The 14,163-nt window shown below is 68.5% G+C and carries 12 protein-coding genes; 4 read left to right on the top strand and 8 right to left on the bottom strand.

Annotated features, from left to right (window positions below):
• The coding region (locus SX243_20310) for a hypothetical protein (protein MDY7095327.1) at window positions 1-625 on the bottom strand (625 nt) is incomplete at its 3' end.
• A gap of 156 nt (window positions 626-781) precedes the next feature.
• Window positions 782-1,303, bottom strand: coding sequence for a DUF1844 domain-containing protein (locus SX243_20315; GenBank protein ID MDY7095328.1), 522 nt, complete (start codon window positions 1,301-1,303; stop codon window positions 782-784).
• 197 nt (window positions 1,304-1,500) lie between these two features.
• On the opposite strand from SX243_20315, the gene mazG reads away from it, so the two are divergent.
• Complete coding sequence (gene mazG, locus SX243_20320; protein ID MDY7095329.1) at window positions 1,501-2,379, top strand: nucleoside triphosphate pyrophosphohydrolase; 879 nt, start codon at window positions 1,501-1,503, stop codon at window positions 2,377-2,379.
• A gap of 219 nt (window positions 2,380-2,598) precedes the next feature.
• Here mazG and SX243_20325 read toward each other — a convergent pair whose 3' ends face one another.
• Complete coding sequence (locus tag SX243_20325) at window positions 2,599-3,357, bottom strand: GDSL-type esterase/lipase family protein (GenBank protein MDY7095330.1); 759 nt, start codon at window positions 3,355-3,357, stop codon at window positions 2,599-2,601.
• Between the two features lie 231 nt (window positions 3,358-3,588).
• Here SX243_20325 and SX243_20330 point away from each other — a divergent pair, with 231 nt between their 5' ends.
• Both SX243_20330 and SX243_20335 read left to right on the top strand, forming a co-directional pair.
• On the top strand, window positions 3,589-4,392 hold the full coding sequence (locus SX243_20330; GenBank protein MDY7095331.1) for an ABC transporter ATP-binding protein: 804 nt from the start codon (window positions 3,589-3,591) through the stop codon (window positions 4,390-4,392).
• The gene (locus tag SX243_20335) at window positions 4,389-6,974 is read left to right on the top strand and encodes an FtsX-like permease family protein (protein ID MDY7095332.1); all 2,586 of its coding nucleotides are present in this window, start codon (window positions 4,389-4,391) and stop codon (window positions 6,972-6,974) included. Before SX243_20330 ends, SX243_20335 begins: the two co-directional genes overlap by 4 nt.
• On the opposite strand, the gene SX243_20340 is transcribed toward SX243_20335, so the two are convergent.
• From SX243_20340 to SX243_20360, 5 genes are all read right to left on the bottom strand, one after another.
• On the bottom strand, window positions 6,975-7,871 hold the full coding sequence (locus tag SX243_20340; GenBank protein ID MDY7095333.1) for a diacylglycerol kinase family lipid kinase: 897 nt from the start codon (window positions 7,869-7,871) through the stop codon (window positions 6,975-6,977).
• Window positions 7,868-8,899, bottom strand: coding sequence for a divergent polysaccharide deacetylase family protein (locus tag SX243_20345; GenBank protein MDY7095334.1), 1,032 nt, complete (start codon window positions 8,897-8,899; stop codon window positions 7,868-7,870). Before SX243_20345 ends, SX243_20340 begins: the two co-directional genes overlap by 4 nt.
• Window positions 8,900-8,917: 18 nt before the next feature.
• On the bottom strand, window positions 8,918-10,099 hold the full coding sequence (locus SX243_20350) for a S41 family peptidase (GenBank protein MDY7095335.1): 1,182 nt from the start codon (window positions 10,097-10,099) through the stop codon (window positions 8,918-8,920).
• Window positions 10,100-10,163: 64 nt separating this feature from the next.
• Window positions 10,164-11,354 carry a peptidoglycan DD-metalloendopeptidase family protein gene (locus tag SX243_20355; protein MDY7095336.1) on the bottom strand — a complete coding sequence of 397 codons (1,191 nt, stop codon included), beginning with the start codon at window positions 11,352-11,354 and terminating at the stop codon, window positions 10,164-10,166.
• A gap of 235 nt (window positions 11,355-11,589) precedes the next feature.
• Window positions 11,590-13,656: an alkaline phosphatase family protein gene (locus SX243_20360; GenBank protein MDY7095337.1), complete on the bottom strand. Its 2,067-nt coding sequence runs from the start codon at window positions 13,654-13,656 to the stop codon at window positions 11,590-11,592.
• Window positions 13,657-13,947: 291 nt separating this feature from the next.
• Between SX243_20360 and SX243_20365 the strand changes: the two genes are divergently transcribed.
• A partial coding sequence (locus SX243_20365; protein ID MDY7095338.1) for a hypothetical protein occupies window positions 13,948-14,163 on the top strand: 216 nt, incomplete at its 3' end.

Genomic DNA, 14,163 nt, shown 5'->3' on the forward strand with positions numbered 1-14,163 from the left:
CCAGCGGCCGGGGCACGCGCTGGCCCAGGGAATCGGCCAGATCCAGGGCCACCTCGCGGCCCCGAGTCCCCATCAGCAGGAGAACGAAGAACCCACCGGCGCCGATGAAGGAGTAGAACAGCCAGAGCACCAGGTTGGCCTGCCAGAGATCCAGGTCCACCGGCAGAGCGAAGAGCCGGGCATAGCCGCGTAGCGAATCGGTGACGGCGGCGATGTACTCACCCTGCAGGCGATGGATTCGCGCCGCGGCGAAGCTATTCCCAGGACGACCGGGATCGAAGGCGTCGGCGGCCTCCAGAGCCCAGCGAGCTCGCGGAAAATCGCCCTGCTCCGCCGCTTCCACCGCCCGCGCCAAGGCCGCGTTGTTGAGATCCGGAAGCCGCTCGAAGCCTATGGAGTCCGCCAGGTCGAGAAGATTGCGCTGCTCCGCCTCGGCGGAGGTACGGTCCTCCTGCAGAAAGGCTTTCTGCCACTGCACGGCCCCGTCGGAGAGTTGCTTGAGAACCCGCTGGGTGGGAGCGCTGAGCTCGACGGAAAGCCCTTGGGAGGAGCTGATCTCCGCCTCGATGCTGCCGGTGCTCGCCAGCAGGACGAGGAGAAGCAGCCACGACCGACACCACCTCATAAGAGCCGGTCTCGGAGGCTTCGGGGGCCTCGGTAGTTTTGATCGGGAGGGCTCGGCGGGGTTCAAGTTCGATTCCCTTGCTGCGAGCCGCTCGGTGAAGAACAGCTCCCGGAGGAGCCCATCATTGGGGAATTGATCGATGGGCGTCGGCTCATCTCATCCCTGCTTTCGGACGTAGCGCATCTTGAGCTGATAGACCACGTCTTCCAGCACGGCGGACTCGCGGGAGGAAAGGTTGCCGGCGGTCTTCTGTCGCAGCACGTCCAACAGGTCGATGTGCACCCGCGCCATGTCCAGGTCCTCGTGGGTGCGGCCGTCTGGCAAGGGAGCATCGCCGAGATAGATGGAGGCGGGCTCCGCCAGCATCGCCACCAGATCCATGAAACCCGGGGCGCCGGGCTGGCCGGCGTTGGAAGGCAGCTCCAGCGGCGGACCGTCGGCCGCCTCCTCCATCCCCTCGGGGGCCTGGGCTCCCGGCGCCGCGCCGGTCGGTGGGCCGGAGACTGGGCCAGTCGCATCCGGCGTCTCGGGGCTCGCACCGGTGGGCGCCGGTTCCTCCGCTTCCGGAGGCTTCTCCCGGTCCTTGTCCTCGAGGAACCGATACTCTTCGCGCAGCTCCCCATCCGGAGTGAACATGCGCCGATCCGATACCTTGACCTTTTGCTCCTGATCGCTCACCGGACTTCACCCTCTCCTGGAACTCCTGGAATTGTCTTCGCCTCGAGCTCCGCTCTCCAAAAACCTGCTTTCCTGGAACGATGGCACTGCTCTGGGACTCCACAAAGGGAAATCTCGGAGGTGTCGATGTTCGGGTATCGTAACAAGCGCTATTCAAGGGGGGCAAGAAAGCCCCGCGACCCACGCCGGGAGGCTCGATGACGAAGCTCGATACAACCCAGTCCAACCTGCCGCCCTCCGACCGAGACGACCCCCAGCCCGCTGCCGGGGAGCTGCGCAACACCGACCTGCAACGGCTCCTCGACCTGGTGCAACGCCTGCGCGCGCCGGACGGCTGTCCTTGGGATCGCGAGCAGAACCTTCCAGACGTCCGAGCCTATCTCATCGAAGAGGCTCACGAGGCCGCCGCGGCGGTGGATAGCGGAGACTGGCAGGAGATCGCCGGCGAGCTCGGGGACCTACTCTTCCAGGTGGCCTTCGTCTGCCGGCTGGCGGAAGAGGAGGAAGCCTTCGCCACCGGCGAGGTCCTGCAGGGCATTCTGGACAAGATGGTGGCCCGCCACCCCCACGTCTTCGCCCCCGAAGAGCTACCGGAGGAGCTGGCGGACGCCGAGGCGGTGCGCGGCGCCTGGGAGAAGCGCAAGGCCCGCCAGCGCGGTCCCGGCACCTCGATCCTCGCCGGCGTCCCTACCTCCCTCCCCGCCCTCACCGCCGCCTACCGCATCTCGCAAAAAGCCGCCGGCGTCGGTTTCGACTGGCCCGATATCGCCGGGGTGCTGGAGAAGATGGACGAGGAGCGGGACGAGCTTCGGGAGGCTCTCGAGGAGCTCCGCGAAGACCGAGCGGATGCGAAGGAGCACGTGCGCCAGGAGATCGGCGACCTCCTCTTCAGCGTCACCAACCTGGCCCGCAAACTCGACCTCGACCCCGAAGCCGCCCTCGCCGCCACCAACGCCAAGTTCCGCCGCCGCTTCGCGCGGGTGGAGCAAGGCCTGGAAGAGCGCGGGCGCTCCTTCGATACGACGGATCTGGAGGAGATGGAGGAGCTGTGGCAGGGGGCGAAGGGGGAGGAGTAGACAGGCGCGCCCGAATTCGAGCCGGCTGGAAGCCGGCGCTCCCAGGCTCGGCTCTTGGGCGGGTGGGTCTTGGATCGGGCGGGGGTGTCGTCCCGCCAGGGACGATATGCAATAGCGAGGGGTTTCAACCCCTCGTGGGGCCTCCACCCCGGAGCCGGCTGGAAGCCGGCGCTCCCAGGGTCCGTTGCAGGGAGGGCGGGTCCTGGTTGAGCGGGGGGCCTACTCCTCCCCCAGCTCCTCCCGCACCAGCGGCTCCAAATACGGCAGCAGATTCTCCGCGATGATGCGGTGGCCGGCGGGGTTGGGGTGGATGCGGTCGGGGAGGTTGAGAGTCGGGTCGAGGGCGACGCCTTCGAGGAGGAAGGGCATCAGCGCCACGTCCAGCTCCTCCGCCAGCCGCGGATAGACGGCGGTGAATTTCTCGGTGTACTCCGGGCCGTAGTTGGAGGGAATCTGCATTCCCGTGAGCAGCACTCGGGCACCGGCTTGCTGACTGCGTTGGATGATGCCGCGGAGGTTGGACTCGGTCTCCTCCACCGGCAGGCCCCGCAGACCGTCGTTGCCCCCCAGCTCCACCACCACGATGTCCGGATCCTGGCGCAGCATCCAGTCCAGGCGCCGCAGGCCGCCGGCGGAGGTGTCGCCGCTGACCCCGGCGTTGATCACCTCGACGTCCAGGCCCTGCTCCACCAGCGCCTCCTCCACCAGCGCCGGAAAGGCCTGTTCTTCCTCCAGCGATAGGCCGGCGGCGAGGCTGTCGCCCAGGACGACGATGCGCACTGGTGCGGGCTCTGAATCGACGGCAGCGGAAGAATCCGCCATCGCAGACGGGGTCTCGGAGCTTGCTGTAGACGGGGTGGCTGGCGATTGGTTGGCCGGCGGCGGGTTAGTCGTGGACTGGGTGGCTGGCGATTGGGCTTCGCCGCCGCAGCCCAGGGCGCCGAGAGCGAAGACCACGAAGGTCAGTAAGAGCGACATCCGGAGCGACATCCGGAGCGACGTCCGGAAGGAATGAGGGTCGATTCGGGTTATACAGATCCGGTCGGTGCGCATCGGCGAAGTGTATCGTAGAGCCGCGCGAAAACGACGAACCGTCGGCTCCTCCAAATCCCCGGCCCAGTTTTGCCGTCGAGCGCCATCTCCGACCGCTCCCCATCCGAACCTGCGATCCAACCCGCGATTCTTCGATAGCCGATCAGGACCCCAACCATGAGCCATGAACCCAACCCTTCCTCTCCGCCGCGCATCCGCATCCGTGGGCTGCGCCGACAGCTGCCCTCCGGCGAGCGCCTGCTGACCATCCTCGAAGACATCGACCTCGACATCGCCGCTGGTGAGCTGGTGGCAGTGCTGGGGCCTTCCGGTAGCGGCAAATCGACGCTGCTGGCGCTGATGGCGGGCCTCGACCGGCCCACCGCCGGCAGCGTCGAGCTCGACGGCCGGGCGACCCACGACCTGCCGGAGGACGATCTGGCGCGGCTGCGGCGACGGCAGCTGGGCTTCGTCTTCCAGAGCTTCCAGCTGCTGGGCAACCTCACCGCCCGGGAGAACGTGCTGCTGCCGCTGGAGCTCGCCGGGTTGCCGGACCCGGAGCGCCGGGCCGACGAGCTGCTGGAAGAGGTGGGCCTGGGAGAGCGCGGGCACCACTACCCGAGCCAGCTTTCCGGCGGCGAGCAGCAGCGGGTGGCGGTGGCCCGAGCCTACGCCTGCCGGCCGCCGGTGCTGCTGGCGGACGAGCCCACGGGCAACCTCGACAGCCGCACCGGCGAACGCATCCTCGACCTATTGCTGCGGCTGCGGGAGCGCCACGGCACCACCCTGGTGCTGGTCACCCACGACCTGGCGGTGGCACGGCGGGCGGATCGTCTGATCTATCTGCGGGACGGCCGCATCGAGCGCCAGGAGACCGGGGACGGAGCGGGGCCCCCGACGGCCGAGACCGCCGGTGAGGTTACCGGAGCCACCAGCACGGGCTCAGAGCCTCAGCTCACTTCAGAGAGCGTGACGCCATGACTCCCCGGCTCTATCTGCGCTACTTTCTGCGCGAATCCCGCGGTGCCCGCGGCCGCCTGGCCTTCTTTGTCCTCTGCCTGGCGGTGGGAGTGGCGGCGGTGGTGGCGGTAGCGGCCCTTTCCGACAGCCTGGACTCGGCGGTTCAGCAGGAGGCCCGGCAGCTGCTGGCGGCGGACCTCAAGGTGGAGTCTCGGCGCCCCCTGCCGCCGGAGCTGGAGACCTTCGTCCAGAACCTCGACGGCGCCCAGCGCACCAACCTCCTGGAGCTGCCGACGGTGGTGGCGGCCAGCCCAGCAAAGAGTCCCGACGAGAGCTCCGCCAGCACCGGCCGCAGTCGCCTGGCAAAGATCAAAGCCATTGACGGCACCTACCCCTTCTACGGCAATCTCGAGCTCGACCCGGCGCGCCCCCTGGACGAGCTCCTCGATGCCGAGAGCACCCTCGCGGCGCCGGAGCTCCTGGAGCAGCTCGGGCTCTCCGTCGGCGACCAGCTGAGCATCGGCGGCGAGTCCTTCCGCATCGCCGGCCGGGTGCTCAAGGAGCCGGACCAGGTAGGTATCGCCTTCACCCTGGGACCACGGGTGCTGCTCTCCGCCGCCGGCCTCGAGCGCACCGGCCTCACCGGTTTCGGCAGCCGCATCGAATACCAGGCGCTGATCCGGCTGCCGGAGCCAACAACGCGCGAGGAGACCGACCGCATTGCCGAGGAGCTGCGCCAGGCCCTGCCCAGCGGCGGCATCTTCAGCGTCGAGACCTACGCCGAGGCCCAGCCGGCACTTCGCCGGGGGCTGCGTCAGATCGAGCGGTTCCTGGGGCTGGTGGCCCTGGTCTCACTGCTGGTGGGAGGGATCGGCGTCGCCCAGACCGTGCGCGCCTGGCTCGCCGGCCGCATGGACGCCATCGCGGTACTCAAATGCCTCGGTCTGCGGCCGCGGGAAGTGCTCGCCGTCTACCTGGGTCAGGCGGTGATCCTGGGCGCCGCCGGCAGCCTGGCGGGCTGCATCGTCGGCTTGCTGCTGCCCCTGGCGGCGCCGCAGATGCTGGGAGATCTGATCCCCCGCGGGGCCATCCGCCTGTGGCAGCCGTGGGCCGCCGCCCGGGGCTTCGGCCTCGGGGTCGGCGTCGCCGCCCTGTTCAGCCTGCCGCCGCTGATGACCCTGCGCCGCATTCCGCCGGTGCGGGTGCTGCGCCGGGACGCCCAGCCGGTGCCCGCCAGCCGCCCGGCGGCCATCGCCACCGCCTCCGTCCTGATCCTGGGAGTCTTCGCCCTGGCCTCGGCCCAGGCCGGTTCGCTGCTGCTGGGGCTGCAATTCACCGCCGGCGCCCTCATCGCCACCGCCGTCCTCGCCGGCGCCGCCCTCGGCGTCACCCGCGCCGTCGGCCGCCTGCCGCAGAGCTGGCGCAGTCTGTGGCTACGCTACGGCCTGGCGTCGGTGGGACGCCCCGGCGCCGGCACCCTCGGCGCCATCGTGGCCCTCGGCCTGGGAGTGATGGTGGTGCTCACCATGTCACTGGTGCAGAGCTCGCTCTCGGATCAGCTCACCCGCGAGCTGCCGGAAGACGCGCCGTCGGTCTTCCTGGTGGACATCCAGCCGGATCAATGGCCCGGCGTCGAGGAGATCCTCGCGGACCAGGGAGCCACTTCCGTGGACTCGGTGCCGGTGGTCATGGCCCGCCTCTCCGCCATCGACGGCACGCCGGTGGAAGAGATCATGGCGGAGGAAGAAGCGATCCCGGAGGAAGAGGTGGATTCGGAGCAGCGGGAACGGCGCTGGGCCCTCACCCGCGAGCAGCGCCTGACTTACCTCGACCAGCTGCCGGAGGACAACGTGGTGCTCGACGGCGCCCTGTGGCAGGCCGACGGTGTCGACGAGGTGAGCGTCGAGGAAGGCTTCGCCGAGGAGCTGGGCATCGGCGTCGGCTCCACCCTCGGCTTCGACGTCCAGGGGGTGGATTTGCAGCTGGCGGTGACCAGCGTTCGCTCGGTGGACTGGGAGAGCTTCGGGATCAATTTCTTCCTGGTGGTGGAGCCCGGGGTTCTCGACGGCGCCCCCCACTTCCGCATCGCCGCCGCCCGCCTGCCGCGGGTCGCGGAGCAGAGCTTCCAGGACGCGGTGGTCTCCACATTCCCCAACGTCACCGTGCTGCGCATCCGCGACATTCTGGAGAAGATCGGCCGTAGCCTCGGCCGTCTGGGGCTGGGAGTGCGCTTCCTCGGCGGCTTCACCGTCCTCGCCGGTCTGGCGATCCTCGCCGGCGCGGTGAGCGCCTCGTCATCCCGTCGCGGCCGGGAAGTGGCCCTGCTCAAGACCCTGGGCTTCACCCGCGGCGGCGTGGTGGCGGTCTTCGCCGCGGAGTACGCGCTGGTGGGAATGGTCGCCGGCACCATCGGCGCCGTCGCCGGCGGCGTCCACGCGTATTTCGTGCTCACCCAGGGCATGGAGCTGGACTGGACCTTCCAGCTCCTCCCCTACCTCCTGACCATCGCCGGCACCGTCCTCCTCACCGTCACCGCCGGCTGCATCACCAGCGCCCGCGCCCTGACCCGGCGGCCGGTGGCGGTGCTGCGGGAAGAGGTTTAGCTACTCCTCCACCGGCTGTAGCAGCTGGATCGCTCCGGGGAGCACTTCGAAGTCCGCCGGGCCTTCGCCTACCAGCTCGCCGTCGACGTTGAAGGGCATCTGGGGGCGCGAGTCGAGGCGCACGCGGCGGGCGCGGAAGAAGCTGACGCGGCCTTCCGGGTCCTCCAGGTGCTTGCCGGCGAGGGCCCGCGGCGCCAGGGCCATAAGCTCGCCGATGCGCCGCGCCTGGAAGATCACCACGTCCAGCAGGCCGTCGTCGATCTCCGCCCGCGGCGCTACCGGCAGCCCAGCGGCGACGAAGCGGCCGTTGGCCACCGCCACGTTGACCACCACCAAGGACTTGGGCTCGTCGTCGTCGAGGGTCAGGGTCAGGCGGTAGGGGGTCAGCTCGGGCATGGTCTCCACCGCCGCCCGCAGGTAGGCCAGGGGCCCCCAGAAACGCTTCATCTCCGAGTCCAGGCGATGATCCACCTCACCGCTGAAGCCCGCCGCCGCCAGGTTGAGGAAGAGTCCCCGGTGATCCCCGCAGTGATAGCGGCCGATGTCGCAGGCCTTGGAATGGCCCGCCCGCACCACTTCGACGGCGGCCCCCAACTCCAGGGGGATCTCGGCGCAGCGGGCGAAATCATTGCCGGTGCCCAAGGGCAGAATGCCCAGCCGCACCTGCTCCAGATGATCCTCCAGGCCGCAGAGCACCTCGTTGACGGTCCCGTCTCCCCCCGCCGCCACCACCGCCTCGAAGCCCTGCTCCGCGGCTTGGCGGGCGAGGTCCGAGGCCTGGCCGGCCTCCTCCGTGCGGCACAGCTCCGCCTCGTCCCAGGAACCCACCAGCGACTCCAGGGCACTAGCGCGATCCCCCTGGCGGGCGTTGGGGTTGAGGATGATGCGCGTCTTCATGGCTGCAGCGGGCCGGCGTAGTCCAGCAGATAGCTCACCGGCACGAATTCATAGCCCGCCGCCCGCGCCTTGGGTACCTCCTCCGCCAACACTTCCAAGGTGTAGGGGTGGGGGTGACCGATGGCGATGGCGGCACCGCGGTCCCGGGCCAGGTCGAGCCAGCGGCGGAATTGATGACGGATGGCCTGGAGGTCCGGGTCGCCGTCGAGGAAGACCTGGCGCTGCGCCGCCGGAATCCCCAGCTGCACCGCCTCGCGATAGCCGACGCTCTCGGCGCTTGTGCGGGAGTCGAGGAAGAAGAGCTCGCGGTCCGTCAGCACCTCGAGCACCGTGCGCATCTTGTCGCTCTCGGTGGTCAGCTTCGAACCCATGTGGTTGTTGACCCCGACGGCGCCGGGCACCGCCGCCAGCGCCGCCCGGGTGGCCTGCTCCAGCTGGCTGCGGGACATGAAGCCACGCAGCGCCCCCGGTCCCGGGTCGGCACCGTTGCTGGGCTCCATGGGGAGGTGCAGGATGGTCTCGTGCCCGCGCTCCTGAAGCTCCTCCACCACCTCCGGGGTCTTGACCTCGAAGGGCAGCACGGCATAGGTGACGGGTACCCCCAGGGCCTCGAGGGCGTCCAGATCCTGCAGGCTGCGGCCGAGATCGTCGATCACCAGCGAAAGGCGGACGCCGCGCCCTGGCGGCGGCGGTCCCGGCGGCGGCGCCACCACCTCCACCACCTCTTCCGGGGGATAGCGCTCGGAGGGTGGGGCCGGAGCCTCTTGGCGGACCGAGGAGGATGCCGGCCTGGTTGCCGGCGACGAGGCCTGGGGCTCCGAGGTGGCGGGCCGGGAGCTACCGGCGGTCTCCTCGGCGGAGTCCGGCAAAGGAGGCGCGGGCCCCCACAGCTTGCCACCCAAGAGATAACCGGCGGCGAAGAGCAACACCGCCAGGGCGAGCATCACCAACCAGAACGCAAAGGAGCGCTGGGCCTTCTTGGGCTTGCGAGTCTTGGCGCGTCGGCGGCGACGGCGGGCAGCGGGCATCGTGGGGGGAAGCCTGACTCAGGCCGCCTGCTGCTCGGCAGGCTCGTCCTCGTCGCTCAGGAGCTGCTCCAGACCACGGTCGAAGATCGCGTCCTCGGCCTCCTCCGACTCATCTTCCAGATCCTCGACGTTGCGCAGGGTGTCCCGCACCGCCACGTCCGGGCTCAGGCTCTCCTGCAGCGGCGCGTCGTCGGGGCCGGTGTAGAAAGCGTCGGTGAGCCACAGGTGGCCGCCGGTGGAAAGCTCCACCCGCTTGAGGCGCCCGGCGTAACCGAAGGTGCGCTCCCCCACCAGATCTGCTTCGAGCTTCTGGCGCAGCACCGTGGCGAGGATCTCGGCGGCGCCGAGGGTGCCGCGGTCTACCAAGACCACCACTTTGCCCTGCCAGCGGGGCTCGGCGCCGCGGAAGCTCACCAGCTCGTTGGCGCGGGCGCGGAGACCGCCCAGCTCGCCGTCGGCGAAGAGCGCCGCCACCCGGTAGGCGGTTTCGACGCTACCGCCGGCGACCCCCCGCAGATCCACCAGCAGACGGTCCAGATTCTGCGACCGGGCCTGCTCCAGCGCGGCGGTGACCTCGGCGGTGGTGCCGGTGTCGAAGCGGTAGATGCGCATCACCGCCGCACCGTCCTGAATCCGCAGCTCGCTGGCGGGCGCCTCGAAGGTTCCCAGCACCATCTCCCGTTCCTGATGCTCCTGGGAACGCAGCACGTCCAAGGTCACCTTGGTCCCGGGCTCCTGGGCGAGGAAGCTCTGAATCTTCCACATGGGGGTCTTGAAGGTCGGCTCACCGCCGATCTCCGCGACGACGTCTCCGAGGCGTAGGCCCGCTTGATCTGCCGGGCTGCCTTCGGTCACTCCCACCACGAAGACCACGCCGCGCTCGCGCACCAGCATCAGGCCGCTGTGGCTGTCGCCGACGGTACGCACGGCGCTGTAGCTCTTGATTCCTTCCGCCGGAACGTAGACCGAGAACGGATCCAGCGCGTCGGTGGCGCCGTCCACCGCTCCCACCATCAACTCTCCCTCGTCGGAGGGCTCGACGTAGGCGTCGCGCACCAGCCCGAGGACCTCGGTGAAGACCGACAGATGTTTGAACAGAGCGTCGTCATCCCCATCTTGGTCGCGGGCATCGAGGGTGCCGGTGAGGATGGGAAGCACCAGCAGGAGAGAGAGGGCGAGAAAGATCAAGCGGCTGCGCATATCGGACAATTCCTTCCTGAGGATTCACGGCTCGCGGGTGACCAAGCCATCATCCCACTTCGTCTCATCGGAGCCATTGGAGGGGGTCTTCGGGGCGATTCTCGACGCGGATTTCGAAGTAGAACGTGTTGGATGCCAGCCCCACGGCATCGCTCAAAGATAGCACATCGTCGGCCTCCACCCGCAGGCTCTCCAGCCCTCCGTAGACGGTGAAAACCCGCCCCGGATGGAGCATTACGACCATCGCGCCGTAGCCTTCGAAGGGGCCGGCGAAGAGCACTTTGCCGGGGTAGACGGAGCGCACCGGCTGACGCCGCTCCAGTCCGATCTCGATGCCGTGGTGGGGCAGACGGGTGCGGTAGCGGGGGTCCCGGACGGTGCCGAAGCCGACCTCCACCTCCCCCGGGGCGGGCCAGTCCAGGGCGCTCTTGAAGTCCTGGATGGGCGTACCGTCCAGATCCGATCCGGCGCTGTCGGCGAGGCTGGCCAGGAGGTTGGCGAGCTTGCGCTCTTTGTCCCGAAGGCGCTCCGCCTCGGCGGCCACCCGGTCGCTCTCCCGCCGCACCTGCGCCAACACATTCGCCTGGCGCCGGCGCAGGGTGGCCAGCTCCCGCCGGCGCTCGGTCTCCTGCTGGGCCCAGCTCTCCGCCTCTTCGAATTGCATCACCAGCACCTGACGCTCGTCCGCCAGCCGCTCCTGGGTGTCGACGAAGTGCTCCACGGCGGCGGCGTCCCGGCGCGCCAGGTAGCGCAGTCCGCGCACCGCCTCCAGGGGATCGGCGTCCGGGCCCACCGCCAGGAACATGCGCAGATAGCCGAAGGAGCCTAGCCGGTAGAGCGCCCGCAGCCTAGACCGCAGATCCTGCCGCGCCTGGGCCAGATCGTCTTCCAGCCGGGCGACCTGGCGGGTGCTGGTCTCCACCTTCTCCAGAGCCACCTCCCGCGCCGTCTCCGCCTCGGAAACCCGCTGGGTCTGCAGCTCGAGCTCCAGCTCGACCCGCTCCAAGCGCCCTTGGAGGCCGCCGGCGGTCTCCCGCAGCTCCCCCAGCCGGTCTTCGAGGCCGGCGATCTGCTCCTGGATTTGCCGCAGCGCTTGTTCTCTAGCAGACGGCTCTTCGGTTTCCGGGGAGCTGTCTTGGGAAGCCGCAGGAAGGGGCCCCACCAACCACGCCGCCAGCAGCGCGCAAAGCGCGACCAGTAGCACCGGCGAGGTGATGGGAGAAGTGGAGCCTTGGATGGTGCGGGAGCCTTTCATTTGGGTTTCTATGAGGCCGAGCCCTCACCCCCTCGGTCCCCCTCTCCCAGCCTCTCACCCGACCGTCCGGTAGAGGGGGAAGCTCGAAGCTCACCGTCGCACTGAGCTCCAGCGCCGAGATCCGGTGGGACGGGGGTGAGGGGTTCCTGCAAGCCCGTCCTCAGAGAAACCAACCGCGAACCGCGGCGCTGGATTCCCGCGCCGCGGCGTTGATCACGGTGAATCAGCCCCCCGATCAACCACCCGGGGCCAGCAGACTCTCGCCGTCGTACTCAGTGTCCGACGAAACGCCATAGAGCTCCAGCAGGGTGGGCATGACGTCCGCCATGTAGGGTTGGCGATCCTTGCGCAGACCCAGGGTGGTGAAGAAGATGCCCTCCACCAGCGGCGGGTAGACGGAGCAATGGTCGCCGCTCCAGATGCGGGTGTTGGGCTCCACCACCTCCTGACCGAAGCCGCCCAGGCTGTCCTGCCAACCGACGCGGTAGCCATCGCTGTTGGACGGCACCATGTCCGGCACGTGGGAGGCGTCGTAGGTGCCGTAGGCTTCGTCGCGGGTGAAGACGTAGGCCACGGGCTTTTCGCCGGTCTCCTCGTGGACGTAGCTCTCCAGGCCGGCCTTGATCTCCGCCACCACCTGGTCGTACTCCTCCGGCTGCACGATGCCCTTGCCCTCACGGCCGGCGAGGTTGATGTAGATCTGTCCCAGCCCCAGGGCGTAGGCCTTGGTCTGGCTCCAATCGACGTTGGTGAGGAACTCACCCTGGTCGAAGAGATCCTCCAAGGATTTGCGCTCGCCCTGGCCCTGGAGGGTCATGAAGCCGTTCTTCACCAGCCAGGTGTTGTAGTTGAAGCCGTAGCGGAAGGTGGCGAAGCCGTGGTCCGAGACCACCATCACCTCGGTATTGTCGTCCTTGCGCTGCATCGTCTCGCCGACGATGCGGTCCATGGCGATGTAGGACTGGCGAATGGTGTCGCCCCAGGCCGCCGCCCCCTCTTCGGTGTAGAGGGGGTGCTCCGGATCGATGAAGCGGAACATCATGTGCTGCACCCGGTCAGTGAACTCGAAGTAGTACATCAGCACGTCCCAGTCGTCGTCCTCGAGCAGACCGTAGTAGATCTTCTCGTCCTGGGCGGTGGTCTGGCGCACGTCCTCCATGAACACCTCTTCGTCGATGGTGCCGTCGGTCAGGGACCAGGTGTCGATGCTCCAGCCGATGGTCTTGTACAGCCCGTAGGCCTCCGCCAGCTCCGGCGCCATCTCCGACGGGGTGCTGATGTCGACGATGGGCGGCAGCGCCGTGGGATCGAATTGGATCGGCGACAGATACAGCCGCACCTCCGGCTCCAGGGAGAGCAGGCGGAACTTGCCGATGCCCTGGAGCTCGATGAGGTCGTTGAACGGGAAGGTGAAGCGCACCCAATCGCTCCACTCGCCGGGGGCCAGCTCGAGGTCGTTGCCGGAGACCTGGATCCCCAGGCTCGACTTGTCCTCCGCCACCTCCAGGGTCATGGGGATGGTGATGTAGGGCTCCTCGTCCGGGAAGAGCTTGTTGGGCGGTCCCTTGACCTCGGTGGTGATGGTGCCCCGGTTGTCGAAGAGCTCCACCACCTCGATGGAGAAATCACCGCCGTTGCGCGGCGTGAAGAAAAGCTCGGAAGTGAAATAGAAGGGCTTGCCGATGCGGCCGGAGAGGTCCGGCGTGCCCATGCCGCTGAGCAGGCTGCCGTGGGAGAAAGGCTCCGGCGGGAAGGTGACGGGCATGCGGATCACCTTCACCCGCACGCCGGCATCTCCCAACACCTGCCAGAAGGTATCGCCCTGCTGCATGTTCACCGCCAGCGGCTGGGTGTCCGGGAGCAGGCGGTCGGCGGCGGCGTAGAGGCCGGCGCCGGCGGCGATGCCCACCACCAGGCCGGCGATGGCGGCGCGGCCGGTGCGCACCCGGAAGAGCTTGAGCAGCAGGAAGAGCACCAGCGCCAGCACCACGGCCCCCAGGCCGCCCAGCACCAGCGGGGTCTTGGTGCCCCACAAAAAGTCGGTGGAATCCTCGCGCATGAAGCCGAAGCTCGGCTGGTAGGTCTTGGGGTCGCGGCGCAGGAAGTCGATGATGGAGTGCCGCCCCGGGGACAGGCCCGTGGAGAAAGTGGACCAGGAGACCGGGGTCTGGGAGGGGATGGTGACCCGCATCGGGGAGAATTGATGATTCTCGGCGAGAGCCGCAAGATTGGGCAGATCCCCCGCTTCCATCCATTGGCGAGTGAGGTCGGCATCGGCGCCGTCAAAACCGAGGATGACCATCTTTGGCCGTTCTTCTGCCGAGGCCTTCGCGGCCGGGGCCAGGGCGAGGCCCAGGGCGAATGCCAGTACGAATGCGGGTGTTAGTGCTGCGCAGACCAACCGGAGCACGCAGATACGCTTCATGGAGGAGTCCTTCTTGGTAGTCAGTTTCCGCTTGGAGTGATCGTCGGGGTGTGGTGCCGGGAGGTCGAATCTCCCTCGGCCGGATCGAAAGGCACTCTGCTAGACTCACACCTCGCGCCCGCCGGGCGTCTTGCTATGGCCCTGCCACCCTCACGATCCTACAAGTCGGTGACTCTACCAAAAAGCTCTATCCACGGTCCGAAGCCCTCATCCAAGGGCTGGATCGTACTGCTGCTGGCTCTTTTCGTGGCAGGCGCCTGCGGCGAGCGCAGCGGCCCCGAATGGCCCGAAGGCCAGGAGCTGACGGTGGCCATCACCAACAGCCCCACCAACCTGGATCCCCGCATGGGCACCGACCAGGCCTCCGGCAAGGTCTGCCAGCTG

It is taken from the genome of Acidobacteriota bacterium (assembly GCA_034211275.1).
GTDB lineage: Bacteria > Acidobacteriota > Thermoanaerobaculia > Multivoradales > JAHZIX01 > JAGQSE01.